Source organism: Ralstonia sp. SA306, assembly GCF_054792405.1.
In genome coordinates this window covers 577,360-602,401 of sequence record NZ_CP096451.1, presented here as the reverse complement: position 1 = coordinate 602,401, position 25,042 = coordinate 577,360, and the positions used below count along the sequence as shown (strand labels likewise).

The window sequence follows — 25,042 nt, the reverse complement described above, 5'->3', positions numbered from 1 at the left end:
AGCAGGAAGCCCGGGCACCGGGTTGTATCCTGCCCGCGCATATTGCGTCAATCGGATTCCCAAGCGGGTTGTTATGGAACTGCAAGGCAAACATTTCGTGCTCGGCCTGACCGGCGGCATCGCGTGCTACAAGTCGGCCGAGCTGGTGCGGCTGTTGACCAAGGCCGGGGCGACCGTGCAGGTGGTGATGACCGAGGCCGCCGCGCACTTCATCACGCCGGTGACGATGCAGGCGCTTTCGGGGCGACCGGTCTTCACGTCACAGTGGGACGGCCGCATCGGCAACAACATGCCGCACATCGACCTCTCGCGCGAGGCAGATGCCATCATCATCGCGCCGGCCTCCACCGACTTTCTGGCCAAGCTCGCGCACGGCATGGCCGACGATCTGCTCTCCACGCTGTGCATCGCGCGCGATTGCCCGCTGCTCGTGGCGCCCGCGATGAACCGTCAGATGTGGGCGGCGCCCGCCACGCAGCGTAACGCCGCGCAGTTGCGCGCGGATGACGTCACCCTGCTCGGCCCCGACGCCGGCGACCAAGCCTGCGGCGAAGTTGGCGACGGCCGCATGCTGGAGCCGGAAGACATCGTCGAGCAGCTCATCGGCTTCTTCCAGCCCAAGCTGCTGCGCGGTCACCGCCTTCTGCTCACCGCAGGCCCGACTTTCGAGCCGATCGACCCCGTGCGCGGCATCACGAACCTGTCCAGCGGCAAGATGGGCTTTGCCTTGGCACGTGCGGCAGCGCAGGCCGGCGCGGAAGTCACGCTGGTTGCCGGACCGTGCCATCAGGACACGCCCGCAGGCGTGCTGCGCATTGATGTGCAAACCGCCCAGCAGATGCACGACGCCGTCATGCACGAGCTGGATGCTGCCAAGAACGATATCTTCATCGCAGTTGCGGCGGTGGCCGACTGGCGCGTGGCACAAGCCGCGGAACAGAAGCTCAAGAAGCAGAACGACTCCGACGTACCCGTACTTACGTTCACGCAGAACCCGGACATCCTCGCCGCTGTGGCGCGCCGCGCGAATGCGCCGTTCTGCGTCGGCTTCGCGGCTGAAACGGAGCGGCTGGAAGAGTTCGGCGAGGCCAAGCGCCAGAAAAAGGGCATTCCCCTGCTGGTCGGCAATCTCGGTCATCAGACCTTCGGCCGCGACGACAACGAAGTCGCACTCTTCGATGCCAAGGGCATCACGCGCCTGCCGCGCGCCGACAAGCTGACGCTCGCGCGCCAGATCGTCGCCGCCATCGCCGACCGCGTGCATGGGGCACGATCATGAGTGCCGCGCCGATCCGCCTGTCCGTCCTGGACCAAAGCCCGGTCATCTACGGTCACAGCGCACGCGATGCCATCGCCGCGACGGTCGATCTGGCACAACTCACGGATTCGCTCGGCTACACGCGCTACTGGTGTGCCGAGCACCACGGCCTGCGCGGTGTCAGCAACCCCGCGCCGGAGGTGATGATCGCCCGTGTGGCCAGCGCCACGAAGCACCTGCGTGTGGGCTCCGGCGGCGTGATGCTGCCCTACTACAGCCCCTTCAAGCTAGCCGAGCAGTTCCGCCTGCTGGAGGCGCTGTTCCCCAACCGCATCGACCTGGGCGTCGGCCGCGCACCCGGCGGCGACATGCGCACCGCGCAGGCCGTGGCCATGGGCGACTACAACCGCGGCGACATCTTCCCGCAGCAGGTGCAGGAACTGATCTGGCACCTGACAGGTACGCTGCCGCCGGACCACCCGGCCTACGGCGTCCTCCTGCAACCCGAGATCGATACCAAACCCGAGCTGTGGATGCTCGGCTCAAGCGATTTTGGCGGTGCGCTGGCCGCGCGCCTGGGTATCCGTTTCGCGTTCGCGCACTTCATCAACCCACACGTCGGGCACATCGTCGCCCAGCAGTACCGTACGGATTTCGAGCCCGGCTACGACGCACGCCCGTATAGCGCCGCCGCCGTCTTCGTGATCGCGGCTGATACCGAGGCGGAAGCGCGCCGCTATGAAGCCGCCGTCGATCTGCGCCGCGTGCAGATGGCACTTGGCGCGAACGGCCCGATCCCGACCGTCGAGCAAGGGGAAGCCCACGTCTACACCGAGCGCGACCAGGCCATCGTCATGCGCGAGCGGCCGCGCAGCATCATCGGCACGCCTGACTCCGTGGCCGAGCAGATGCACGCGCTCAAGGAGCGCTTCGTCGCCGATGAACTGATCGTGCTGACCGTCGCACCAAGCTACAAGGCGCGCCTGCGCTCGTATGAGCTGTTGGCCGAGGCGTTTGCGCTACCATCTCCGGCTTCTGTAACCTCTTCGGCCTGCCCCGCATGAAACTCGACGTCAAGATCCTCGACGCCCGCCTGCACGAACAGCTTCCGCAGTACGCCACCACCGGCAGCGCCGGGCTGGACCTGCGCGCCTGCATCGACGCCCCGCTCACCATCGAGCCCGGCACCACGCATCTGGTCCCGACCGGCATGGCCATCCATCTGGCTGACCCGGGTTATGCCGCGCTGATCCTGCCGCGTTCCGGCATGGGCCATAAGCACGGCATCGTGCTCGGCAACCTGGTCGGTCTGATCGATTCGGACTACCAGGGCCAGCTCATGGTCAGCACGTGGAATCGCGGCAGCACGGCGTTCGTGCTCAATCCGATGGAGCGCCTCGCGCAATTGGTGATCGTGCCGGTGGTGCAAGCCGAACTGAACATCGTCGATGACTTTGCAGAAAGCGAGCGCGGCGCGGGTGGTTTCGGCAGCACCGGGCGCCACTGACAACATCGCCCGCGCATAACAAAAAGGCCCGGAGATTCCGGGCCTTTTCTTTGGTGCGACAAACTCGTCAAGCTTCCGCTTCTTCCTGGGCAGGTGCTGGCGGCGCTTCGTTCTCGGAGAATTCCAGCTTCACTGCATCCGCATCGTCCAGGTCCACGACCACCTTGCCTCCATTGGTCAACTTGCCGAACAGCAGTTCGTCGGCCAGCGCCTTGCGGATCAAGTCTTGAATCAACCGTTGCATCGGGCGCGCACCCATCAGCGGGTCGAAGCCCTTCTTCGCGAGGAAGCGCCGCAGCTTCTCGGTGAAGATGGCGTCCACCTTCTTCTCGTGCAGTTGCTCTTCCAGCTGCATGAGGAACTTGTCGACCACGCGCATGATGATTTCCTCATCGAGCGAGCGGAAGCTGATGGTCGCATCCAGACGGTTGCGGAACTCCGGCGTGAACATGCGCTTGATGTCGGCCATCTCGTCGCCCTGTTCGCGCGTCGTGGTGAAACCGATCGTTGCCTTGTTCATCGTCTCGGCGCCCGCATTGGTCGTCATGATGATGATCACGTTGCGGAAATCCGCCTTGCGGCCGTTGTTGTCCGTCAGCGCGCCGTGGTCCATCACCTGCAGGAGGATGTTGAAGATGTCCGGGTGTGCCTTCTCGATCTCGTCCAGCAGCAGCACGCAGTGCGGCTTCTTGGTCACGGCTTCCGTCAGCAGACCGCCCTGATCGAAGCCCACGTAGCCCGGAGGCGCGCCGATCAACCGGCTCACCGCATGGCGCTCCATGTACTCCGACATGTCAAAGCGGATCAGCTCGATGCCCAGGATGAACGCGAGCTGCTTGGCAACTTCGGTCTTGCCCACGCCCGTCGGGCCGCTGAACAGGAACGAGCCGATCGGCTTGTCCGTCTTGCCCAGGCCAGCACGCGACATCTTGATGGCCGAAGCGAGCGCATCGATGGCCGGGTCCTGCCCGAACACCACCGACTTCAGATCGCGCTCCAGCGTCTGCAGCTTGCTGCGATCGTCCTGCGACACGCTTTGCGGCGGGACGCGGGCGATGCGCGAGACGATGTCTTCGATCTCACCCTTGCCGATCGTCTTCTTCTGCTTCGACTTCGGCAGGATGCGCTGCGCAGCACCGGCTTCGTCGATCACGTCGATCGCCTTGTCCGGCAAATGGCGGTCGGTGATGAAGCGTGCCGACAATTCAGCCGCAGCCGTGAGCGCCGACGACGCGTACTTCACGCCGTGGTGCTCTTCAAAGCGCGACTTCAGGCCACGCAAAATCTGCACGGTCTGGTCAACTGTCGGCTCCACCACGTCGATCTTCTGGAAGCGGCGGGACAGCGCTGCGTCTTTCTCGAAGATGCCGCGATATTCCGTGAACGTCGTCGCGCCGATGCACTTGAGCGCGCCTGAGGACAGTGCCGGCTTGAGCAGGTTGCTTGCGTCCAGCGTGCCGCCCGAAGCGGCGCCTGCGCCGATCAGCGTATGGATCTCGTCGATGAACAGGACTGCGTTCGGGTTGTCCTTGAGCGACTTCAGCACGCCCTTCAGGCGCTGTTCGAAGTCACCGCGGTACTTGGTGCCGGCCAGCAGCGCGCCCATGTCGAGCGAGTAGACGACGGACTTCGCGAGGATGTCCGGCACTTCACCCTTGGTGATGCGCCATGCCAGGCCTTCGGCGATGGCGGTCTTGCCGACACCGGCCTCGCCCACCAGCAGCGGGTTGTTCTTGCGCCGACGGCACAGCACCTGCACCACGCGCTCGACTTCCTGCTCGCGACCGATCAGCGGATCGATCTTGCCGGCCTTGGCCAGCGCGTTCAGGTTCTGGGTGAACTGCTCAAGCGGGCTTTCCTTGCCGTCGCCGCCTTCGCCCTCGGGGTTGCCTTCGCCCTGCTTGGCGGGCTCAGCCTGGTCCTTGCGAATTCCGTGGCTGATGAAGTTCACGACGTCCAGCCGGGTCACGCCCTGTTGCTGGAGGTAGTACACCGCGTGCGAATCCTTCTCGCCGAAGATGGCGACCAGCACGTTCGCGCCCGTCACCTCCTTCTTGCCGTTAGACGTGGATTGCACGTGCATGATGGCGCGCTGGATCACGCGCTGGAAACCCAGCGTGGGTTGCGTGTCCACCTCGTCCGTGCCGGGCACCACAGGCGTGTTGTCGGCGATGAAGTTCTTCAGATGCGTGCGAAGGTCTTCGATGTTGGCGGCGCAGGCGCGCAGCACCTCCGCGGCCGTCGGGTTGTCCAGCAGCGCAAGCAGCAGATGCTCCACCGTAATGAATTCGTGGCGAGCCTGCCGGGCTTCGACAAACGCCATGTGCAGGCTGACTTCCAGTTCTTGCGCGATCATGCTTCCTCCATCACGCACTGCAGCGGATGCCCCGCTTGCCGTGCATGGGTTGACACTAATTCCACTTTCGTCGCGGCGATATCCCGTGTGTAGATACCGCACACGCCCCTACCTTCCCGATGCACAGTCAGCATGATCTGTGTGGCGGTCTCCCGGTCTTTGCTGAAATACTGCTGAAGAACCATCACGACGAATTCCATCGGGGTGTAGTCGTCGTTGAGCAGCAGCACCTTGTACATCGCGGGCGGTTTGAGCGCTTGCTCTTTCCGCTCCAGGACGGTGCCTGCATCGTGTTGTGGAGTGGTCGCTTGCCGGATTGCCATGGTCTTATTCTAACCACTCCTTTCGAGTTCGCAATTTGGGGAAATAACACCGACTTCAAGGTCTACAAACGGTTTGGCCCGTGCCGCGTGCGTCCGTCAGCCCTCGGGCGCGAAGCGCTTTACCGCCTCCGAGCTGGCTGGAACCGGCGCAAGCTCCGCGCCTGAAAAGCCAATCGTTTTCCATACTTGGAGGCGATCGGCCGGATTTCGAGCAAACCCTCTTCAGAAATTGACCGTTTTTCGCCACAAACCCACCCTTTGTAGCCTTGACAGTCTCTTACATTCCTCGAACAATCGAATTCAGCATGTGCGCCCTACTGCCCCGCAAACCGTTGGCAGCGAGCCGCATGAATGGTGAGCCCGGGAGGCCTCACACCAGTCGACAACAGATCGACAACCGCTTCAGGCTGTGGCGTTTGCCACAAGAAGACCGATCGCTTGCGGCGCGGTTCCACCCGCGCCATTCGTCGTGCCGTGCAGGCCGGCGACCGGGCGATGACTGCGCGGTACCGCTCTGCACTGCCCCGACAGGCATACCTCCCGGCTCGGACTTGTGTTTTAACGGAGGGGTTTTCATGGCACTCGGTACGGTCAAATGGTTTAACGACGCCAAGGGTTTCGGTTTCATCTCGCCTGACGAAGGCGGCGAAGAGCTGTTTGCGCATTTCTCGGCCATCCAGATGGCTGGCTTCAAGACGCTCAAGGAAAATCAGCGCGTCTCGTTTGAAGTGACGCAAGGCCCGAAGGGCAAGCAGGCTACCAACATTCAGGCTGCCTGATTGGCGTTGCGCGGCACCGCGCCAGATGGCGACGGTGTCCAAATGCAAAAAACCCGGCGATGTGCCGGGTTTTTTGTTGCCGCGGCGCCAGACAATGACGGAGATACCTCATCGGGCGCAACACGTCATTTCAGTGCGTTGTGCGCTACGGTAAGGATGATCCCCGTGTCATTTCAAGGAGCCCCGCGCATGAAACATCATCTGACCCGCACCGCCGCCACGGCCACACTGCTGATTGCCGTGCTACTTCCTGCTGCCGCCCACGCCCAGATCGGAGACCTCATCAAAGGGGCCACGCAGGGCAACAGCCAGGGCGCCACTGGTGGCCTTGGCAACATCGGCAGCCTGGGCGGTGTGCCGTCACTCGGGTCATTGACGTCAGGGAGCACCGGCAATGTGGCTGGCGTGCTGGAATTCTGCATGAAGAACAATTACCTAGGCGGCGCAACCGATGCAGCGTCGGTCAAGGACAAGCTGCTCGGCAAGCTGGGCGGGGCGCCCGCGTCGAACCCGGGTTACACCGACGGCACAAAGGGCATCCTGACGAGTTCGGATGGCAACAAATTCGACCTGAGCAGCATCAAGTCGCAGATCACCAAACAGGCTTGCGACAAGATCCTGTCGCAGGGCAAATCGCTGCTTTAGGCCGCGGCGCAGGCGAGCGCGCACTACACTGCAATATCGACTGGCCGTTCGTCTGCCCTCTCCGCCCCAAGGAGCCACATGCTGGAAACTGCCGCGCTGGCTGCCGGGCTGTCCTGGACCAGCGGATTCCGTCTCTATCTGGCCGTATTTGCTGCCGGCGTGCTCGGCCGCACGGGTTGGCTGCATTTGCCGCCCGGCCTGCAGACGCTGGAATCGTGGTGGGTGATCGGCTTGGCCGGCGTGCTGGCCGTGGCGGAATTCCTCGCCGACAAGATTCCCGGTTTCGATTCCGTCTGGGATGGCATTCAGACCTTCATCCGCGTGCCTGCGGGCGCGATTCTGGCTGCGGCCGCTTTCGGGCAGCTCGATCCGCAATGGATGGTGGCTGCAGGACTGATTGGCGGGACGCTGGCCGGCACGGCACATGCCACCAAGGCTGGCACGCGGGCGCTGATCAACACGTCGCCGGAACCGTTCTCGAACTGGGTGGCGTCGTTCAGTGAAGACGTGGCCGCCAGCGGTGGTTTGCTGATGGCATTTTTCCTGCCAGTTGCGTTCTTGGTGGTCCTGGGGCTGCTGCTGTTGGTATCGGTATGGTTACTGCCCAAGCTGTGGCGGGGCGTGCGGCGCGTGCGGGATGCGCTGCGGGGGCGTTCGTCTGAACCGCCGCCGGCCGGCACCACCCGGCTGCCGCGCTAAGGCGCTATCCAAAGGCGCGCAGCAGCCCGAACAGCGTCAGGGCCAGCGCGCAGGCCCACCCGGAAAACAGCACGCGCCAGACCTTGTTGCGCGGAACAAACCCCACACCGCGCACCAGCCCCGCACTCATCGCCCAGAACAGCAGTATGGCCAGACCGTGGTCGGCATGCCCGTCGCGATTGGCGAGGATGTACGGATACACCGTGCCCACCGCCATCACGAGCAACCCCGCGGCCAAGCTGGCGGCATGGATGCGCGGCTTGTCGGTGGCGTTCACGTTCGCTGTGCTCACTCGCGGTCCGGGTTCGGATTGTTCGCGTTGGCGGCGCGTTCGTCGCTCACCTCACCCCACATTGCGTTGAGCACCGCCAGCAGCACTGCAAAGCCGACACCCAGGACCCAACTGAAGTACCACATGGATTTGCGCTCCTGTGCCGTGGTTAGTAAGCCGAGTGCTCGTTGGCGCGGATGTGTTCGACCGTCACCTTGCCGCGCATCACGCGGTAGCACCAGCTTGTGTAGGCGATGACGATGGGCGTAAAGATGATCGCCGCCCAGAACATCAAGCCAAGCGTGAAGTGGCTGGAAACGCTGTCCCACACCGTGAGGCTGGCGCCGGGCATGCTAGACGAAGGCAGCACAAACGGGAACATCGATGCCCCGGCCGTCGTGATGATGCCCGCCAGCCCCAGCGACGACAGCACAAACGCAATAAGCGTGCGCCCCGCCCGCGACAGCACGACGGCCAGTAGCGGGCCAATCACGCCAATTGCCGGCAACGCCCACAGCAACGGCTGCTTCTGATAGTTGCGCCACCAAGCGTCAGCCGTGCGCGCGACGGTCTTGGCCATCGGGTTGGCAAGCCCCGCGGGGTCGATAGCCGAGGTGATGACGAAGCCTTCGATGCTGCCGGCGTGCAACCATGCGCCGGCTGCAATAAACGCCACCACCGCGACGATGGCCGCGCCAGTGGCAGCATTGGTGGCGCGTTGTTGGACAGCACCCTCCGTCCGGTGGGCGAGGTAGATGCCGCCATGCATGGTGATCATCGCGCTCGACACCACGCCCGTCAGGATGGCAAACGGATTCAGCAGTTGCCAGAACGTGCCGGTGTACGTCACCACCATGAAGTTGTCGAAGTGAAACGGCACGCCCTGCAGCAGATTGCCGAACGCCACGCCAAAGATGAGCGGCGGCACCGCGCCCCCGATGAAGAGGCCCACGTCCCACACTTTGCGCCACGTCGCGTTGTGGATCTTGCTCCGGTAGTCAAACCCGACCGGCCGGAAGAACAGCGCCCACAGCACCGCCAGCATCGCCCAGTAGAACCCGCTGAACGCGGTCGCATATACCAGCGGCCACGCGGCAAAGATGGCACCGCCGCCCGTGATGAACCAGACCTGGTTGCCATCCCAGTGCGGGCCGATGGTGTTGATCATCACGCGGCGCTCGTCGTCGGTCTTGCCGACAAACGGCAGCAGCGTGCCGACGCCCATGTCGTGTCCGTCCATGATGGCAAAGCCGATCAGCAACACACCGATGAGCAGCCACCAGATGACCTTGAGGGTTGGGTAGTCGAACATGGCGTTCTCCTCAAGCGTGGGCGGCTTCGAAATCGTAGCGGCCAGTGCCGAGGCTGCCCGGCCCCTGACGCGCGAACCGGATCATCAGGTACATCTCAACGATCAACAGCAGCGTGTAGAAACCGATGAAGCCTGCGAGCGAGCCATACAGGCTTGCCTCGCTCAACGTCGACACACTCAGATGCGTGGGCAGCACGCCGTAGATCGTCCACGGCTGACGGCCGTACTCTGCTACCACCCAACCCAGTTCGATGGCGATCCACGGTGCGGGCAGCATCCACAGCGCCCAGCGCAGCAGCCATGCCGGTGCCTTGCGCTGCGGCCGCAATGTGCTCCAGAACGAGAGGCCAAACAGCGCCAACATCAGGAAACCCAACCCGACCATCACGCGAAAGCCCCAGAACATCGGCCACACGCGCGGCACGGTATCGTCGACAGCCTTGTCGATCATCTCGGGCGTGGCTTGCCGCACGTCGCTCACGTATTTCTTGAGCAGCAGGCCAAAGCCCAAGTCTTGCTGATGGATCTGCAGGGTCTGGAGCGCCGCCGCATCGCCCGGATGCTGGCGCACCGTTTCCAGCGCGGCCACAGCCTCGATACCGCTCATGATTCGGCCGCGATTGCGCGCCTTGATCTCATGGATGCCCGGAATCTGCTTGGACACCGAGCGCGTGCCGATCAGCCCCATCACCCACGGAATCTCGACCGCCCAGTCGTTCTTCTGCTCGCGCTGGTTGATCGATGCAATCACGTTGAAGCTGGCCGGCGCGGGCTCGGTCTCCCACATGGCCTCGATTGCGGCCATCTTGGTTTGCTGCGCTTCGCCCACGGTGTAGCCGGACTCATCGCCCAGCACAATCACGGAGCACACGCTGGCCAGGCCGAACGCAGCCGCCACGCGAAAGCTGCGTCGCGCGAATTCCACATCGCGGCCGCGCAGCAAGTACCAGCTCGAAATCGACAGCACGAACATCGCGCCCGTCACGTAACCCGCCGACACGGTATGCACGAACTTGGCCTGCGCGATCGGGTTGAAGACCACGGCCCAGAAGTCGTGCATCTCCATGCGCATGGTCTGCCAGTTGAATTCGGCGCCGACCGGGTTCTGCATCCAGCCGTTGGCGATCAGAATCCACAGCGCGGAAAGATTGGTGCCGATCGCCATCAGCGTCGTCACCAGCAAATGCTGCGTCTTGGAAAGGCGATCCCACCCGAAGAAGAACAGGCCGATGAAGGTGGATTCCAGAAAGAACGCCATCAGCCCTTCAATGGCCAGCGGCGCACCAAAGACATCGCCCACGTAGTGCGAGTAGTACGCCCAGTTGGTGCCGAACTGGAATTCGAGCGTGATGCCCGTCGTCACGCCCAGCGCAAAGTTGATGCCGAACAGCTTGCCCCAGAAGCGCGTCATGTCTTTCCAGATGACCTTGTTGGTCATCACGTAGACGCTCTCCATGATGACCAGCAGCCAGACCATGCCCAGCGTGAGCGGCACGAACAGGAAGTGGTACATCGCCGTGGCCGCGAACTGCAGCCGGGACAGATCGACAAGATGCTCGGAAATCACGGTTGCCCTCCCTGCGCTGCTGACGGTGTCACGATCAGTCGATCAGCGGCCCGCTCGGCGTCGACCGGCACCCGGTGGTCTCGCACGAACACCCACCACAGCGCGCTCAGCACCACCAGCTTGATGGCGACGATGATCAGCAGATGGCGGACGAGTCGGCGGTCGTTGGGGCTCACGGGCAGACGAGACTTGGCACGCGTCGGTGCCATCGGCGGGGTTCCGCCAGTGGCAAAGAAAGTCACATGTGATTCAGTCTAGTCATGGATGGAAGGAGTGACAAACCATTCCTGAGGGGATTTGTGAGGTATCGGGCGCTTGGGCGGGCCGCCGTCGACAGCGTTTTCGTGACTCCTGGCGCTTGCCGCACAGCACGAGATGGACTCGCATAGCTTCGACGGTCAAAAAGACGCCGGCCACTCCACTGTCGAAGCTGCCGGGTTTTTCGCATTTGGCACAACAACGCTTGACCTTCCGGCAACGGAAACTGGCATGTCAGCGACAGCTGACATCCAACAGTCGCCGACCTCTAGCGCTGCGGCTTCTTCATGGCCTCGGATTCTCTCGCGGCGTTCAGTTCTTCGCTGGCCTCAATCGGATCCATTGCCTCATCAATCGAGGAGGCCGCGCGTTCTATTTCGCCTCGCTCTTCGGCCAGGAATTCATCCGACTCCTCCGAGTCGCCGGGAGGAGGCTCCAGCATATCGTCGAGCATGGCACCCAACTCGGGCGTGTCCCATGGCTCGCCTCGGTGCGTCTTTTGCTTTATGTAGTGACGAATCTCAGCATCTTGTTCGGGGGTCAATGGAAGCCCGCGAAAAGTGCTCTTGGGGTCGGCCTCGGGCATGATTTTTCTCCCGTACTGAGTAGTTTTTTAGTGTACGCCGGGCTTTGCGGGAGTGCTCGGCGACGTTGCCGGGCCAACAGGAAACCGAGAGACCAGTCACCCAACAGGGCACACCGGGCGGCATTGGCGCCGGACGTCAGCAAATTCTGATTTATAGTTTCGCCCCTGCTCAGACGAAGCGGCCATCAGTACACTCTGCGCCATCGCTTTCGGTGCCATAGAGAAAACGATCGAGGTGTGGAAACCTCGGGTATAGCGGGCAAGCGCCGAGCATAGGTGCTTGTCCTCAAACGCTATGGCTTGGCTTCGTCTCCCTCCTGGGGCGAGCCAGGCTTGAACGGCTTCGGCCGTGCCGATCGCTATACCTCGGTTTTCCACCTTGCCTGTGCTCGCCCACCCCTCCTCCCAGGGTTGGGCGCGGTTCCGTTCATCAGATGAAGAGGAATGCCGTGACCCGCTCGATCTCCCAATCCGTCGATTCCCCGGCTGGCGATTCGCTCAGCGAATATCAAAAAGGCGTTTGCTCTGCGCGTGAGTTTCTGCGCACGGCGTTCTGCCGCAACGCCGCCGACAAGCCGCGCGCCACAAGCGCGGCGGATGCGCCAAATAACCCGGACCAACAACGCTGACTTTATGGGCGAGCCAGGCGCATGACGGCCTGCTGGTGCCGATGTTGCAGCGTCGGTGCCCGGGCTTGCCTGGGCTCGCCCGCCAATTTACGTGCCCCCCTCGGGGTGACGCCCCATGGCCGAAGCCGCGAGGTTCGATCATGTTGTGCAAATCGCCCGCAAACCAGCACTCGATCACAAGATTGACTACGCTACTGCACTCGTCGTCAGCGGGGGAGCCGTGGCGAAGTCGGTCGCGATCTGCCGTTGATCCACATCAAGCAGCGGATCACCCAGTGGCCGATGCTGAGGCTGTCCTGAATTTGAGGAGCAGCCCATGAACGAGCAGATCAAGAAACAGATACTGGGATTGCTGGATCAGCACCGGATCATGACGATCGCCACGCTAAGACCGGACGGCTGGCCACAGGCTACAACCGTAGGCTACGTGAACGAGGGACTGACGCTCTACTTCCTCTGCGGCCTGGAAAGTCAGAAGGCAGCCAATCTGGCCCGAGATGATCGAGTCTCGCTCACGATCGATCACGACACTTCAGACCTGATGACGATTGCGGGCTTGTCCATGGCGGCGCATGCGCGGCCTGTGACCGATCATGCCGAGGCGGAAAAGGTCTTGCGCATGCTTCCGCTCAAGTACCCGGAACAGGTTGCACTGCCAATGCCGATGCCGTCCCCCGAGGAAGTCCGGATATTTCGCGTCACGCCGACAATGATTTCCGTGCTCGACTATTCGAAGGGCTTCGGGCATACCGATCTTGTCGCTTGCTGAGCAAGATTCAACAAGTGGGCACGGAACACCATGACGCGGTGCGCTTATAGGCGGGTCAGGTTGGTAGTGTGTGCCAAAGCTGGCTGCGTCTATGCATTGATTGTTTTTTTGATCGGCTTTGCCCTGGGGGCGATCCGTGTCCTGCTGCTTGCCCCGCGCTTGGGAGATGCGGTCGCCGTATTGCTGGAAGCGCCGCTCATGCTGGCCGTGAGCTGGAGACTATCGAGATGGACCGCAAGCAAACACGGCTTGCTGAGCGATCCTGGCGGAGCATTGCTGATGGGGGCAATCGCCTTTGCCGTCTTGATGCTTGCTGAGCTTGCAACCGCCATGCTCTTCTTCAATAGGACTGTGGCGGAGTACTTTGCTGGCTTCTGGTCCGTGGCAGGAGCGATCGGGCTAGCGGCCCAACTTTGCTTCGCCAGCTTTCCATTCCTGCAGGCCAGTCATCAGCGAATTCAGTCCAGCGGGTAGTTAAGCGCGTCCTTCTCGGCAGAAAAAAACCCCGGTCAGCCGAAGCTGCCGGGGTTTCTCATATCCATCGCGGCCGGAACCGCGAGTGACATGCTTACATATTGTCGATCATCACTTGACCGAAGCCCGAGCACGACACTTGGGTCGCGCCTTCCAGCAGACGGGCGAAGTCATACGTGACCTTCTTCGACAGGATCGACTTCTCGATCGACGAGATGATCAGGTCAGCGGCTTCCGTCCAGCCCATGTGACGCAGCATCATTTCGGCCGACAGGATTTCCGAACCCGGGTTCACGTAATCCTTGCCTGCGTACTTCGGAGCCGTGCCGTGGGTGGCTTCGAACATCGCCACCGAATCCGACAGGTTGGCACCCGGGGCGATACCGATACCGCCAACTTGTGCAGCCAGGGCGTCGGAGATGTAGTCGCCGTTCAGGTTCAGCGTTGCCACCACCGAGTACTCGGCCGGACGCAGCAGGATCTGCTGCAGGAAGGCGTCGGCGATTGCGTCCTTGACGACGATTTCCTTGCCAGTCTTCGGGTTCTTGAACTTGCACCACGGGCCGCCGTCGATCAGCTCGGCGCCAAATTCCTTCTGTGCCAGCGCGTAGGCCCAGTCACGGAAACCACCTTCCGTGAACTTCATGATGTTGCCCTTGTGCACGATCGTGACCGACGGCTTGTCGTTGTCGATCGCGTACTGGATGGCCTTGCGCACCAGGCGCTCCGTGCCTTCCTTCGAGACCGGCTTGACGCCGATACCCGAGGTTTCCGGGAAGCGGATCTTCTTGACGCCGAACTCGTCCTGCAGAATCTTGATCAGCTTCTTGGCCTTGTCGCTCTGGGCTTCGAATTCGATACCGGCGTAGATGTCTTCCGAGTTCTCGCGGAAGATGACCATGTCGGTCTTCTCCGGCTCTTTGACCGGCGAGGGCACGCCCTTGAAGTAGCGCACCGGGCGCAGGCAGACGTACAGGTCCAACTCTTGGCGCAGCGCCACGTTCAGCGAACGGATGCCGCCGCCCACCGGCGTCGTCAGCGGGCCCTTGATCGACACCACGTAGTCCTTCAGGACTTGCAGGGTTTCTTCCGGCAGCCACACGTCCGGGCCGTACACCTTGGTCGACTTCTCGCCGGCGTAGATTTCCATCCAGGAAATCTTGCGCTCGCCCTTGTAAGCCTTCTCAACCGCCGCGTCCACCACCTTGATCATCACCGGGGTGATGTCGAAGCCGGTGCCGTCACCTTCGATGTAAGGAATGATCGGGTTGTTCGGAACGTTCAGGGAGAAGTCTTGATTGACAGTGATCTTCTCGCCGGCCGGGACCTTGATGTGTTGATACATGGACGACTCCAGTGCAGACCGCAGGTAGCGGGTGGACGGTGGGGGTTGACAGCACAGCGTGCCGCTCACGGGTTGGCCGGCGTGGCGCGCTGCAATGAACTGGCGATTCTAACGGCCTACGATGACGCGCTCACGATGCACCGCACAAAATCTCGCATCTGGCGCAAGCCGCAACTCTTATATAAGACACAAGAGTGAATTTCGCATTATGCCGGAAAATTTCACCATCCGCCATACTCCCGCCCCTGCGCGCGGGCATCGATCAAGGCAGGATCCGCATCCCGCCGAAAGCGCTCCAGGCATCCACCAGTTGGGCCAGCGCGGCACGCAGATCGAGCGCGTTGCCGGCATCAAGCAAGCGGACCAGACCCGCACCATCCAGGTCCGGATGCCGGCGGACCAACCACGCGAGCGCCGCGATGTGCTCGATCAAGCGATCGTCAGTCCGGTGTAAATGGCTGAAACAAGACAGTCCTGCGTGGCGATCCAGCGGCGCGCCGGAAATCGTCTGTGACACGAGCATGAAATCGTCGAGGGCGGAAGCGCCGTGCGAAGGAGGCCAGAAGCCGGGCAAGGCGCCCAACACAATCAACGCTCCGCAACCCAGGACGAAATCGCGGCGCTGGAGCCGGGCCGGCGGAACGGGCGAGGCGGGCTTGGTAGGGCGGGAAGATGACGACGGGAGAGACACGGCAAGCCTTGAGCAAAATCGGCTCGCATTCTCTAGGTGCGGGCGCCGCCGTCCAATCAGATCGGTCCGAAACGCGGGCGCTGCACGTCCGGTGGCGGGCATCTTTCTTGCGCAGCGCGCCATGCGCCACATCGCGGATCACGAAGCGCGGAGGCTTCTGTCGGTTCCCACAAAAAATTCAGTGCAACGTGTCAACGCGCCTGTAACGGCCTGCGTTATTGCAGATGACTCATTTAGCGGGTCGTTGGTTAACTCACTGATCTATAAAAGGATTCACCATGAAGAAGCTGATCGCTGCCCTGATCGCCGGCCTGTTCGCCACCGGTGTGTTCGCTCAAGCCTCCGCTCCGGCTGCTGACGCAGCTGCTGCTCCGGCTGCTGCCGAAAAGGCTGCTCCGAAGGCCAAGAAGGCCAAGAAGCACCACCACAAGAAGGCTGCCAAGAAGGCTGCTGACGCTTCGGCTCCGGCTGCTGACGCCGCCAAGCAATAAGCTTGTGTTTCTGCCGGGCCCACGCGGCTCGGCCGATACAGAAAAAGCAGATGCTTATGCATCTGCTTTTTTTTTTCGCCCTCGCCAGCCGAACGGAAATCCCGGGCACGCATGCAGGGCTGTCAAAATAGCGCCATCAAGCTTGAGTACCTTGCCCGTTCCCCACAACAAGAAACAGGGATGGCGCAATGGAATTCCGATCGATGTTCGCTCCGGTGCGACGAAAACGCACCGTGTTCACGATGCTCTCTCTTGCCGCGCTGGCCGCTGCGGCCGTGATTGCCGGCTGCGGTGGCTCGTCGTCCGACTCGACGCCGGTGTCGACGGCAACGCCGTCGGATGCAGCCACGGCTGACGCCAACATCCAGGCCGCCTGGGTGGAGATCGGCGACAGCAACCAGGCTGTCGTGCGCGCCGTCACCAGCTATACGAACAGCGCCTCGCCCGTCGACAGCTCGGTCTGCCCGCTGCTGACGGTGGACGGCACCTCCACGCGCATGACGCTGCGCGTGGCTGCCGGCACCCCCGCACAGCGCACCACGGCCAGCGCCGCCAGCGATTCGAAAGCCTCGTCCTTCCCTGTGAACGCCTGCGAAGCCACGGTGGCATCCACGGCCAAGGCCGCGTCGATCGGCGCGCGCGTGCTGCCCCTGCCCAAGGCGAACCCGCAGCGCGTGGTGATCCTGGCGGACACCGGCTGCCGCATGAAGAAGTCCAGCAACACGTTCCAGTCGTGTAACGACCCGCTGTCGTGGCCGTTTGCCAGCGCTGCCGCCACGGCCGCCAAGATGAATCCCGACCTCGTGCTGCACGTGGGCGACTATCACTACCGCGAAAACGCCTGCCCGCCCGACGTGGCCGGCTGCCAGGGCAGCCCGTGGGGCTACGGCTGGGATACGTGGCAGGCTGACCTGTTCCAGCCCGCCGCCCCGCTGATGGCCGCGGCCCCGTGGGTGCTGGTGCGCGGCAACCACGAGGAATGCGCACGCGCCGGCCAGGGCTGGTACCGCTTCCTGGATCCGCGCCCGTACTCGGCCGACCGCTCGTGCGACAACCCGGCCAACGACACGGCTGCCAACGCCTCAGACCCGTACGCCGTGGCCTTGGGCAGCGATACGCAGGTCATCGTGTTCGATTCAGCCAAGGCAGGCACGACGGCATTGGCGACGACCGACCCGTGGTTCCAGACGTACCAGAAGCAGTTCAGCACGGTGGGCACGCTGGCCGCCAAGCCGGGCGTGATGTCGATCTTCACCAATCACCACCCGATCCTGGGCTTCGTGCCCATCGCAGGCAGCACGCCGCTGGGCGGCAATGCCGCGCTGCTGTCGGTCATGAACAGTCTGAACGCCACGGCGTATTACCCGCCGGGCGTGCAAGTCGCACTGCACGGCCACGTGCATGACTTCCAGGCCATCAACTTCACCAGCAACCACCCCGCGACCATCGTTGCAGGCAACGCCGGCGATTCGCTCGACGTGGCCCTGCCCGATCCGTTCCCGGCCGTCAGCCCGGCTTCGGGTGTGACGGTCGGCAGCATCTCGCACAACAACTCGTTCGGCTTCATGGTCATGGACCGCCAGCCGGCGCCCGCCAAGGGCTGGCTGTTCAAGGCCTACACCGTGGCCGGCAAGCTGCTGACGACCTGCACGCAGAACGGCACGAGCCTGGTGTGCGACAAGACGGGCTTCGCTGCACCTTGAAGCGCCTGAGCACCGCACTGTGGGTTGCCGCCGCACTCTTCTCGGGTGCGGCGGTGGCCGAATCGATCGGCATGACGCCCAAGCTCGACGCCGTGCCGCCGCCTGCCGAGTCGACCGCGTTCAAGCCCGACCCGAACCTTGTCGCGCTCGGCAAGCGGGTGTTTTTTGACCCGCGCCTGTCGGAGCCGCAAGGCACTTCGTGCGCGGCGTGCCATGACCCGGGCCGCGCCTTCGCACCCACGCTCAAGGGCGAGGCGCTGCGCATCGGCGTGCCGGCCGGCAGCCGCCCCGGGCATGTGGCGGCACGCAATGCGCCGTCGCTGCTGTATCTGCGCTACATCCCCCATCGCTACTTTTTCCAGGATGACGACGCGAGCTTCCCGTCGCCGTTCGGCGGCTTCTTTGCCGATGGCCAGGCAGATTCCATCCCGGAACAGATTCGCGGCCCGCTGTTCAATCCGGACGAAATGGGCAACCGTTCAGCGCGCGACCTGCGGCGCAAGGTGGCCGGCACCGATCTGGACCAAGCGTTGGAGAAGCAGTTCGGCGCCGATGCGGTGCGTGAGCCCGAGCGCCTTGTCGGCGTGTTGGGCAAGGCGCTGGAGGCCTATTTCCAGAGCGACGAGCTGGCACCGTTCACCTCGCGCTTCGACGACTTCCTGCGCAAGCGCACGCCGCTTTCCGCCGCCGAGATGCGCGGCCTCGCCCTATTCCGCAATCCGGACAAAGGCAACTGCGCGTCGTGCCATCTGATGGTGGAATCGTCGTCGCGTCCGGAGCGCTCGCTCTTTACGGATTTCGGCTACGACGCCATCGCTGTGCCCCGCAATCCGCTGCTGCCCGCCAACAAGGACCCACGCCACTTTGACGTGGGCCTGTGCCAGACTGCCCACAAGCTCAAGTGGCCTGAGCCCGACCAGTGGTGCGGCTACTTCCGCACGGCCGGCCTGCGCAATGTGGCGGTGCGCCAGACGTTCATGCACAACGGCGTGTTCCGTACGCTGCGCGACACGGTGGCGTTTTATGCCACGCGCTCGACCGACCCCGCGCAGTGGTACCCCGGCGGCAAGCGTTTCAACGATGTGCCTGCCAAATACCAGGGCAACATCAACGTGAATGCCGTGCCGATGAACCGCCGCCCCGGCACCACGCCTGCGCTGATGGAAGACGAGATCGACGACATCGTTGCGTTCCTGCGCACGCTTACCGATGCGCGTTATGTGGCGCTGATGCCCGATCCGGCGGCGGACAAGGCGCGCACGGCGCATGCGCCCAAGACAGGTGCCAAAACGGTTGCCGTCGAGCACCAAGCCGCCCCCAGCCCCAATACGCGGTAACAACTTCGTCGCCCGGCCGGCCGCCGTCTCATTGACGCCGGCTAGCCGAGTGCCGATCATGGAGCGTTTCTTTTCCGACCCGTTCGCGCCATGACCACCCTGTCCCGCTTCTTTGCCGCCCTGTCGCTGGCCGTTGCCGCCACCGGTGCGCTCGCCCAGACGCCCACCGCCCCCAATACCGGCCTGCCCGTGGCCGACCTGACCATCGGCATGTACAAGGTCAAAGCCGAGGTGGCGGCCACCCCGCAAACGCGCGAGACCGGCCTGATGTTCCGCAAGACCATGCCCGACACCGCCGGCATGCTGTTCGTGTTTGACGAATCCGCCGGCCACTGCTTCTGGATGAAGAACACCGACCTGCCGCTGTCCATCGCCTTCATCACCGACGACGGCACCATCTCCGACATTGCCGAGATGAAACCGCAGACCGAAGACAACCACTGCCCCACCCGGGCCGGCAGCTACGCGCTGGAAATGAACAAGGGCTGGTTCGCACGCAAGGGCGTCAAGCCTGGCATGAAGGTGGGCGGGCTGCCCCGCTGAAACTCGCACGCAGACAACAACAGAGTGGAGACCGCCGCATGCACGCTTTCGACAACAACCGTCGCCGTTGGATGCGGCAGGCCGGCGCGCTAGCCGTGGGTGCGGGCGCAGCGTCCGCAAGTTTGCCGCTGAGCGCCCTGGCCGCCGATGCGCCGAAGAAGGGCACGCGGTTGATCCTGCTGGGCACGGCAGGCGGGCCGACGCCGAAGAAGAATCGCTCGGCGCCGGCGCAGGTGATCGTCATCAACGGCGTGTCGTACGTGGTCGATTGCGGCAACGGTGTCGCACGCCAATACGTGACGGCAGGCCTCAGGCTCAAGGACATCCGCCACGTCTTCATCACGCATCAGCACTCCGATCACAACGCCGATTACGGCACGCTGATGCTGCTGGCATGGGCCACCGATCTGACGGGCCCTGTCGACGCCTGGGGCCCGCCCCCGCTGGCCGCGATGACGACCAAGTTCCTTGAGCTGTACGACTACGACATCCGCACCCGCATTGCCGACGAAGGCCGCCCACCGCTGGCGCCGATGATCCATCCACACGAAATCAGCGAAGGCGGGCTGGTCATGCAGGACGCCAACGTGAAGGTGACGAGCACGCTGGTCAAGCACCCGCCGGTGTCGCCGGCATTTGCGTTTCGCTTCGATTCGGCAGACCGCTCAATCGTCATCTCCGGCGATACGGCGCCGAGTGAGAACCTCGTGCGGCTGGCGTACGGTGCCGATGTGCTCGTCCATGAGGTGATGCACCTGCCGTCGCTGGACAAGCTGCTGTCTACCGAGCCCAACGCCAAGACGCTGCGCGAGCATCTGCTGGCGAGCCACACCTCCACCGAAGAGGTCGGCCGCATCGCCACCGAGGCCAAGGTGAAGACGCTGGTGCTGTCGCACTTCGTGCCCGGCGGCTATCCGTTCCTGGAAGATTCAGTCTGGCTGGATGCTGTGCGCCCGCACTTCAAAGGCGAGATCATCGTCGGGCACGATCTGCAGGAAATTTAAGGACGGCCGCTGGTCGCTTCGCTGCAATCGCGGTAGAGCTGATTACGGCTGCCAGACAGGGTCTCGTCGGCGAGGAAGCCGGTGGGGCCCTTCGTCCACCACACATACTGGCCCGACGCGTAGCGCGCACCGGAAGCGGCCATCACGTTGGCAAACACGAGCGTCTTGCCGTTCAGTGTCATGGCGGCCAGCGGCGTATCGCCCACCGTCATGTATTTCACGAGGAGCGTCTTGCCGCCTTCGCACGTGTAGCGCACGTCGTGCGGCTCCTTGATCGGCAACGCAGAATACGCACGCGCCTGATCGATCGCCTTGTTGAGCCCGGCCTTGGCAAAGTCGAGCGCGGTGTTCAGATCGTCGGACGACATACCCGGCACCGGCGACTGCTGCGCGGTGGCGATACCGCTGAATACGCCAGCGCCAAGCGCCAGCCCAAACATCACTGCGGTTGCAAAACGACGCATGGATCCGTCTCCTGGAAAGGGTCAGCGCAAGCCGGTTAGTCTGCCGCGTCGCTGTCAGGTTCTGTGGGCTTGAGCACGAATGCAGTCGGCTCCACGCGCTGTGGCAGCTCCTCTGACAGCGAACGCGCGGCCTCGGCAAAGCACTGCACGAGGCTATCGGCCAGCGATGACGGCGCGTGATGCTCGGCACGCATGGCGCGCACGTCAAATGTCTGCGCCGGCTCCAGCGCGAACAGCGCGATGCGCTCCATGCTGCCGGTGGCGGCGGTGAACTGGTCGAGCATCGTCACGCCGAGCGACTCCTCCACCAGCGAACGAGCCAACGAATACGTCTGCACTTCCAGCGTCGACTGCGGCGCCAGCCCGCCGCGCGCCAGCGTCTGCCCGACCAGCGAGCCGAGCGAGATCTGGTCTTCCAGTCCGATGAAAGGCTTTTCGGCAACGAGCTTGTGCAGCGCGCGGCCATCCGTCTTGCCGCCCACCCAGGCGCGCGGCACGGCCAGCAGGATGCGGCCCTGCGCGACCGGCGTGGTGCTGATGGCCGGATGCACGGGCGGTGCAAAGGCAAACCCGACGTCGATGTCCTGCGAGAGCAGGCCTTGCACGATCTCAGCCGTGTGATGCGTGAACACGCGTACCAGCGTATCGGGATGGCGCTGCGAGAAACGCCGCACGGCGGGCGCGAGGATGCTGGGCGCCAGGCTGGGCGTCGCGGCCACTCGCAAGCGCCCCGCACCCTTGTGACGCAGATTGGCCGACACGCGCCGCACGCGCTCGACCTCCTGATACAGCCGCTCGACTTCGCTGAACAGTTCGAACGCCTCGGCGGTGGGCTGCAGGCGCCCCTTGGTGCGGTCGAACAGGCGGAAGCCGAGCTGCAGCTCGGTGTGCTGAAGCACGCGCGTCACCACGGGTTGCGACACGTTCAGCATGCGCGCGGCCTCGCTGACGGTCCCGACCAGCATCACGGCGCGGAAGACTTCAATCTGGCGCAGACGCATGGCCGCAGGTCCTCACAATCCGAATAGGGAAGCGCCGATTGTGACATCCAGCGCTGGTCTTCGGCTAGGCGGGCGCCGGTGTGGCGGAAACGCCCTCCGCTTCCAGCGCATCCAGAAACACGCGCACCTTGCGCGGCACCAGCTTGCGGGCGGGCATCAGCGCGTAGACGCGCAGCGCAGTCAGCTCGAAATCGGGCAGCACGCGTACGAGCCGCCCGGCCGCGACTTCCGTATCGCCCACGGAGCGGGCCATTCGCGCCACGCCCAGGCCACGCACGGCGGCGCGGGCGCGCATCTCGGCATTCAAGGTCTGCAGGCGCGGCTGGATCGGAACTTCGATTGGCTCAACCGCGGGCTGGCCGACGGGGCGGAAGGCCCAGCTTGCATCGTCGGGACCGGACAGGCACGGCCAGCCGGCAAGGTCGACGGGCGTCTTGAGCGGCGGGCGTTCCGCCAGCAAGGTCGGCGACGCATACAGGCCGCGCGGGATCAGCACCACGCGGCGCGCCACAAGCGACGAATCCGGCAGCATCTGGTCGACCATCACGAAGACGATGTCGTAGCCGCTGGCCAGCAGGTCGGGCTGCTCCCACGAGATGTGCACCTGGATTTGCAGATGCGGATACTTCTCAAGCGTGCGGCACACGGGTTCAGTCAGGTGCTGCGCACCGACTTCGTACGGCGCGGCGATGCGCAGCGTGCCGGCCACGGTTTCGCTGGCTGCGGTGGTGTCGGCGTGCACTTCGCGCAGGCGCTCGAACAACGGCGCGATGTCGTCGTAGAACTGCGAGCCCGCGTCGGTCAGCCGCAACTGGCGTGTGGTGCGCGTCATGAGGCGCACGCCCAGCGCGGCTTCCAGCCGTGATACGGCGGCGCTGGCCGTCGATTTGGGGATGCCCAGCGCCTCGGCGGCGGCGGTGAAGCTGCCGGCCTCCACCACGCGGCAGAAGGTTTCCCAGTCGTTCCACTCCATTGTTCGCATGACTGGACAGTGTTCCTAGAGTTGGCCGTTTATCCGGCTGGCGGGCAAGTTTATGCTCGGGCACATGTCGCTGCAAATCCTCAAACCCGCGTCTCTGCGGGCGTTTCCCCACTTTTCTTCGGCGCGCGTCCACGCTTTTGGGCTGGCGATGGGCCTCTCCACAGGCCTCGATTTTGTCTCTTCGCAGATGTTCGCCGTGGCGGGCCAGCACATCCAGGGCGGTGTGCATGCGAGCCCCGAGGCGTATCTGTACGCCGTCACAGCGTATGCCGTGGCGGCCGTGGTCGCCAACCTTGCCATCGGCCGCATTGCCGCACACGTGGGCTACCGGATGTATTCGCTGGTGGGCATCGTGCTGTTCGCCATCGGCTGCGTGGTGTGCGCCGAGTCCAACAGTATCGGCGAACTGGTCATCGGGCGGACCATCCAGGGCTTGGGCGCGGGCGGCCTGTTTTCGGCGTCGCGCATTCTGGTGCAGCTCACGGCCGAGCCCGACGAGCGCACTCCTCCGATGCTGATGTTCAGCGTCGGCCTGTTCGGACTGACCACCCTTGCGCCATGGATCTGCGCCGAGGTGCTGGAGTACAGCGAATGGCGCGTGATCTTCTGGATCGAACTGGCGCTGGCCGGCGTGGCATGGGTGGCGGTGTTCTTCCTGCCGCCTGAGCACCATCAGCCGCGCACACGCGCCGCGCGCCGCCCCGATGAAGCGCCGCCCGAAGACAGCCAGTGGGATTGGGTTGGCGTGGGTGCCATGGCCATCGGCGCGCTGTCGATTTTGATGGGCCTGTCGGAACTGCGCTACAGCCGGCTGACGGCCTCGCCCTTGATTCCGCTGTTGTTGCTGGGCGGTGCGGCTTCGCTGCTGCTGGCCATCCACCGCCTGCGCACGCACCCCGACCCGTGGCTCGACCTCTCGCGCCTGAACGGTCGCCGCTACCTGCGGGGCATCGGTTTCTACGGCATCTATTACCTGATGAGCGGGTACTGGTCGTACCTGTTTCCGGCGGTATCGCAGGGCGGCCTTGGCTTTACGTTCCGCACAACCACGCTGTTTCTGATGATCAGCGGGGCAGTGTCAACGGTGGTGGCCGTCGTCATGACGATTTGGTTGCCATTCTTCTTCCGCAAGCGCCGCTTCATTGCCATCGGGTTTGCCGTGTATGCGGCAGCGGCGCTGCTGCTGGCGACAAGCCTGATGCCGGGCGCGCCGGACTATGCGTTCTTCCCTGTGTCGGTCCTGGAAGGCATCACGCCGGGCGCGGTGATGATCCAGGTCGCGATGATGACCTACCTCGATCTCGACCGCGAAGACTTCGCGCACGGCTATCAGATGAAGAACATCGCGCGCCAGTTTGCGACCGCGGTGGGTACGGGCTTGGCCGCGGTATCACTGCAGACGCAGCAGGCGGAATCGCGCTCGCTGATCGTGGCGCATGTCACGCGCTTCACGGCAGACCTGCAATCCGCCAACCCGCTCACGCCGGAGCGCCTGGCGAGCCTGTCCGCCGAGATTGATCGGCAAGCCACGCTGCTGGCCGGTACGCAGCTCTTCAGCTGGTTTGCGGTGGCGTGCGGCGTGTTTGCCGTGCTGGTGTTGGTGCAGCGGTCGTTGCGCTGAGCGCGCGCACTACGACTTCTGCACCGCGTATCTCCCCGGCCCTGTCGCGGCCAGCAGGAACAGCCCGCCCATGATGCTCAGGTTCTTGTAGAACTGGATCTTGTTGGCAGCTTCCATGGCGCCTTGCATATCCCAGTAGGAATGGGCGATGAACGACGTGCCGAGCACGAATAGCGCCATCAGAATGGCCAGCGGCCGCGTCCACAGGCCGATGAGCAAGGCGATGCCCACGCCAAACTCCATGACGACGGCAACCGCAGCAGCGACCGTCGGCATGGGCGCACCTGTGCTCGTCATGTAGCCGACAGTGCCCTGAAAGCCTGTCAGCTTGCCCCAACCGGACATCACGAACAGCACCATCATCAGGATGCGGGCGAGCAGGATCAATTCGTCGCGCCAGCGTTGAATGAATGCGTCCATCGCGGCC

The 25,042-nt window shown here is 63.7% G+C and carries 30 protein-coding genes; 16 read left to right on the top strand and 14 right to left on the bottom strand.

From position 1 onward, the window contains the following. Nucleotides 1-73 precede the first annotated feature (73 nt). The 3 genes from coaBC to dut are packed head-to-tail and all read left to right on the top strand — an operon-like array spanning nucleotide 74 to nucleotide 2,765. Complete coding sequence (gene coaBC, locus M1D44_RS02915) at nucleotides 74-1,279, top strand: bifunctional phosphopantothenoylcysteine decarboxylase/phosphopantothenate--cysteine ligase CoaBC (protein WP_316853099.1); 1,206 nt, start codon at nucleotides 74-76, stop codon at nucleotides 1,277-1,279. Next, complete coding sequence (locus M1D44_RS02910) at nucleotides 1,276-2,322, top strand: LLM class flavin-dependent oxidoreductase (RefSeq protein WP_316853098.1); 1,047 nt, start codon at nucleotides 1,276-1,278, stop codon at nucleotides 2,320-2,322. Before coaBC ends, M1D44_RS02910 begins: the two co-directional genes overlap by 4 nt. After that, nucleotides 2,319-2,765 (top strand): dUTP diphosphatase, encoded by a 447-nt coding sequence (gene dut / locus M1D44_RS02905; RefSeq protein ID WP_024974963.1) that lies wholly within the window; start codon nucleotides 2,319-2,321, stop codon nucleotides 2,763-2,765. Before M1D44_RS02910 ends, dut begins: the two co-directional genes overlap by 4 nt. 67 nt (nucleotides 2,766-2,832) lie before the next feature. Here dut and clpA read toward each other — a convergent pair whose 3' ends face one another. Then, on the bottom strand, nucleotides 2,833-5,121 hold the full coding sequence (gene clpA, locus M1D44_RS02900) for an ATP-dependent Clp protease ATP-binding subunit ClpA (protein WP_024974962.1): 2,289 nt from the start codon (nucleotides 5,119-5,121) through the stop codon (nucleotides 2,833-2,835). Beyond that, nucleotides 5,118-5,444, bottom strand: a complete 327-nt coding sequence (gene clpS / locus M1D44_RS02895; RefSeq protein WP_024974961.1) for an ATP-dependent Clp protease adapter ClpS — start codon at nucleotides 5,442-5,444, stop codon at nucleotides 5,118-5,120. Before clpS ends, clpA begins: the two co-directional genes overlap by 4 nt. Nucleotides 5,445-6,019: 575 nt before the next feature. On the opposite strand from clpS, the gene M1D44_RS02890 reads away from it, so the two are divergent. The 3 genes from M1D44_RS02890 (at nucleotide 6,020) to M1D44_RS02880 (ending at nucleotide 7,567) form a co-directional block, all read left to right on the top strand. Then, nucleotides 6,020-6,223, top strand: coding sequence for a cold-shock protein (locus M1D44_RS02890; protein WP_004631953.1), 204 nt, complete (start codon nucleotides 6,020-6,022; stop codon nucleotides 6,221-6,223). A gap of 189 nt (nucleotides 6,224-6,412) precedes the next feature. Continuing rightward, the gene (locus M1D44_RS02885) at nucleotides 6,413-6,868 is read left to right on the top strand and encodes a YjjA family protein (protein WP_024974960.1); all 456 of its coding nucleotides are present in this window, start codon (nucleotides 6,413-6,415) and stop codon (nucleotides 6,866-6,868) included. 78 nt (nucleotides 6,869-6,946) lie between these two features. Then, on the top strand, nucleotides 6,947-7,567 hold the full coding sequence (locus tag M1D44_RS02880) for a DUF4126 domain-containing protein (RefSeq protein WP_316853097.1): 621 nt from the start codon (nucleotides 6,947-6,949) through the stop codon (nucleotides 7,565-7,567). Between the two features lie 4 nt (nucleotides 7,568-7,571). On the opposite strand, the gene M1D44_RS02875 is transcribed toward M1D44_RS02880, so the two are convergent. The 6 genes from M1D44_RS02875 to M1D44_RS02850 all read right to left on the bottom strand — a co-directional run bounded on the left by M1D44_RS02875 (nucleotide 7,572) and on the right by M1D44_RS02850 (nucleotide 11,561). Beyond that, nucleotides 7,572-7,844 (bottom strand): cyd operon YbgE family protein, encoded by a 273-nt coding sequence (locus M1D44_RS02875; protein WP_037031509.1) that lies wholly within the window; start codon nucleotides 7,842-7,844, stop codon nucleotides 7,572-7,574. Between the two features lie 11 nt (nucleotides 7,845-7,855). Beyond that, nucleotides 7,856-7,984 (bottom strand): cytochrome bd-I oxidase subunit CydX, encoded by a 129-nt coding sequence (gene cydX / locus M1D44_RS02870; protein ID WP_316853096.1) that lies wholly within the window; start codon nucleotides 7,982-7,984, stop codon nucleotides 7,856-7,858. A 23-nt stretch (nucleotides 7,985-8,007) separates the two neighbouring features. Then, nucleotides 8,008-9,150: a cytochrome d ubiquinol oxidase subunit II gene (gene cydB / locus M1D44_RS02865; protein WP_024974956.1), complete on the bottom strand. Its 1,143-nt coding sequence runs from the start codon at nucleotides 9,148-9,150 to the stop codon at nucleotides 8,008-8,010. A 10-nt stretch (nucleotides 9,151-9,160) separates the two neighbouring features. Then, complete coding sequence (locus tag M1D44_RS02860) at nucleotides 9,161-10,717, bottom strand: cytochrome ubiquinol oxidase subunit I (RefSeq protein ID WP_316684135.1); 1,557 nt, start codon at nucleotides 10,715-10,717, stop codon at nucleotides 9,161-9,163. Then, a complete protein-coding gene (cydP, locus tag M1D44_RS02855; RefSeq protein ID WP_239497950.1) occupies nucleotides 10,714-10,926 on the bottom strand; it encodes a cytochrome oxidase putative small subunit CydP in 213 nt (70 codons plus the stop codon). The genes M1D44_RS02860 and cydP overlap by 4 nt, the downstream gene beginning before the upstream one ends. A 317-nt stretch (nucleotides 10,927-11,243) precedes the next feature. Continuing rightward, nucleotides 11,244-11,561, bottom strand: coding sequence for a hypothetical protein (locus M1D44_RS02850; protein ID WP_316853095.1), 318 nt, complete (start codon nucleotides 11,559-11,561; stop codon nucleotides 11,244-11,246). 449 nt (nucleotides 11,562-12,010) lie between these two features. On the opposite strand from M1D44_RS02850, the gene M1D44_RS02845 reads away from it, so the two are divergent. From M1D44_RS02845 to M1D44_RS02830, 4 genes are all read left to right on the top strand, one after another. Further along, the gene (locus tag M1D44_RS02845) at nucleotides 12,011-12,190 is read left to right on the top strand and encodes a hypothetical protein (protein WP_316853094.1); all 180 of its coding nucleotides are present in this window, start codon (nucleotides 12,011-12,013) and stop codon (nucleotides 12,188-12,190) included. 115 nt (nucleotides 12,191-12,305) lie between these two features. Continuing rightward, on the top strand, nucleotides 12,306-12,440 hold the full coding sequence (locus M1D44_RS02840) for a hypothetical protein (RefSeq protein ID WP_316853093.1): 135 nt from the start codon (nucleotides 12,306-12,308) through the stop codon (nucleotides 12,438-12,440). A 66-nt stretch (nucleotides 12,441-12,506) separates the two neighbouring features. Further along, nucleotides 12,507-12,959, top strand: a complete 453-nt coding sequence (locus M1D44_RS02835) for a pyridoxamine 5'-phosphate oxidase family protein (protein WP_024974952.1) — start codon at nucleotides 12,507-12,509, stop codon at nucleotides 12,957-12,959. Nucleotides 12,960-13,025: 66 nt separating this feature from the next. Further along, complete coding sequence (locus M1D44_RS02830; protein WP_152543657.1) at nucleotides 13,026-13,433, top strand: hypothetical protein; 408 nt, start codon at nucleotides 13,026-13,028, stop codon at nucleotides 13,431-13,433. A 94-nt stretch (nucleotides 13,434-13,527) separates the two neighbouring features. Here M1D44_RS02830 and icd read toward each other — a convergent pair whose 3' ends face one another. Both icd and M1D44_RS02820 read right to left on the bottom strand, forming a co-directional pair. After that, nucleotides 13,528-14,778, bottom strand: coding sequence for an NADP-dependent isocitrate dehydrogenase (gene icd / locus M1D44_RS02825; protein WP_024974950.1), 1,251 nt, complete (start codon nucleotides 14,776-14,778; stop codon nucleotides 13,528-13,530). Nucleotides 14,779-15,040: 262 nt separating this feature from the next. Further along, nucleotides 15,041-15,361, bottom strand: a complete 321-nt coding sequence (locus M1D44_RS02820) for a hypothetical protein (RefSeq protein ID WP_235193142.1) — start codon at nucleotides 15,359-15,361, stop codon at nucleotides 15,041-15,043. A 386-nt stretch (nucleotides 15,362-15,747) separates the two neighbouring features. On the opposite strand from M1D44_RS02820, the gene M1D44_RS02815 reads away from it, so the two are divergent. From M1D44_RS02815 to M1D44_RS02795, 5 genes are all read left to right on the top strand, one after another. Next, complete coding sequence (locus tag M1D44_RS02815) at nucleotides 15,748-15,960, top strand: hypothetical protein (RefSeq protein WP_004631913.1); 213 nt, start codon at nucleotides 15,748-15,750, stop codon at nucleotides 15,958-15,960. Nucleotides 15,961-16,148: 188 nt separating this feature from the next. Next, nucleotides 16,149-17,663 carry a metallophosphoesterase gene (locus M1D44_RS02810; protein ID WP_316853092.1) on the top strand — a complete coding sequence of 505 codons (1,515 nt, stop codon included), beginning with the start codon at nucleotides 16,149-16,151 and terminating at the stop codon, nucleotides 17,661-17,663. Continuing rightward, nucleotides 17,660-19,000 carry a cytochrome-c peroxidase gene (locus M1D44_RS02805; RefSeq protein WP_316853091.1) on the top strand — a complete coding sequence of 447 codons (1,341 nt, stop codon included), beginning with the start codon at nucleotides 17,660-17,662 and terminating at the stop codon, nucleotides 18,998-19,000. Before M1D44_RS02810 ends, M1D44_RS02805 begins: the two co-directional genes overlap by 4 nt. A gap of 90 nt (nucleotides 19,001-19,090) precedes the next feature. Continuing rightward, nucleotides 19,091-19,543 (top strand): DUF192 domain-containing protein, encoded by a 453-nt coding sequence (locus tag M1D44_RS02800; RefSeq protein WP_024974947.1) that lies wholly within the window; start codon nucleotides 19,091-19,093, stop codon nucleotides 19,541-19,543. A 38-nt stretch (nucleotides 19,544-19,581) separates the two neighbouring features. After that, nucleotides 19,582-20,547: an MBL fold metallo-hydrolase gene (locus tag M1D44_RS02795; protein ID WP_024974946.1), complete on the top strand. Its 966-nt coding sequence runs from the start codon at nucleotides 19,582-19,584 to the stop codon at nucleotides 20,545-20,547. Here the strand turns inward: M1D44_RS02795 and M1D44_RS02790 are convergent. The 3 genes from M1D44_RS02790 to M1D44_RS02780 all read right to left on the bottom strand — a co-directional run bounded on the left by M1D44_RS02790 (nucleotide 20,544) and on the right by M1D44_RS02780 (nucleotide 22,985). Beyond that, complete coding sequence (locus M1D44_RS02790) at nucleotides 20,544-21,011, bottom strand: MliC family protein (protein WP_316853090.1); 468 nt, start codon at nucleotides 21,009-21,011, stop codon at nucleotides 20,544-20,546. The two genes, M1D44_RS02795 and M1D44_RS02790, sit on opposite strands and share 4 nt — an antisense overlap. A 35-nt stretch (nucleotides 21,012-21,046) precedes the next feature. After that, a complete protein-coding gene (locus M1D44_RS02785) occupies nucleotides 21,047-22,012 on the bottom strand; it encodes a LysR family transcriptional regulator (RefSeq protein ID WP_112183864.1) in 966 nt (321 codons plus the stop codon). Nucleotides 22,013-22,076: 64 nt separating this feature from the next. Continuing rightward, nucleotides 22,077-22,985, bottom strand: coding sequence for a LysR family transcriptional regulator (locus M1D44_RS02780; protein ID WP_316684219.1), 909 nt, complete (start codon nucleotides 22,983-22,985; stop codon nucleotides 22,077-22,079). 73 nt (nucleotides 22,986-23,058) lie between these two features. On the opposite strand from M1D44_RS02780, the gene M1D44_RS02775 reads away from it, so the two are divergent. Next, nucleotides 23,059-24,615, top strand: a complete 1,557-nt coding sequence (locus M1D44_RS02775; protein ID WP_439004496.1) for an MFS transporter — start codon at nucleotides 23,059-23,061, stop codon at nucleotides 24,613-24,615. A gap of 9 nt (nucleotides 24,616-24,624) precedes the next feature. Here the strand turns inward: M1D44_RS02775 and M1D44_RS02770 are convergent, their stop codons facing one another. Continuing rightward, nucleotides 24,625-25,035: a DoxX family protein gene (locus tag M1D44_RS02770; protein WP_024974941.1), complete on the bottom strand. Its 411-nt coding sequence runs from the start codon at nucleotides 25,033-25,035 to the stop codon at nucleotides 24,625-24,627. Nucleotides 25,036-25,042: the final 7 nt, after the last annotated feature.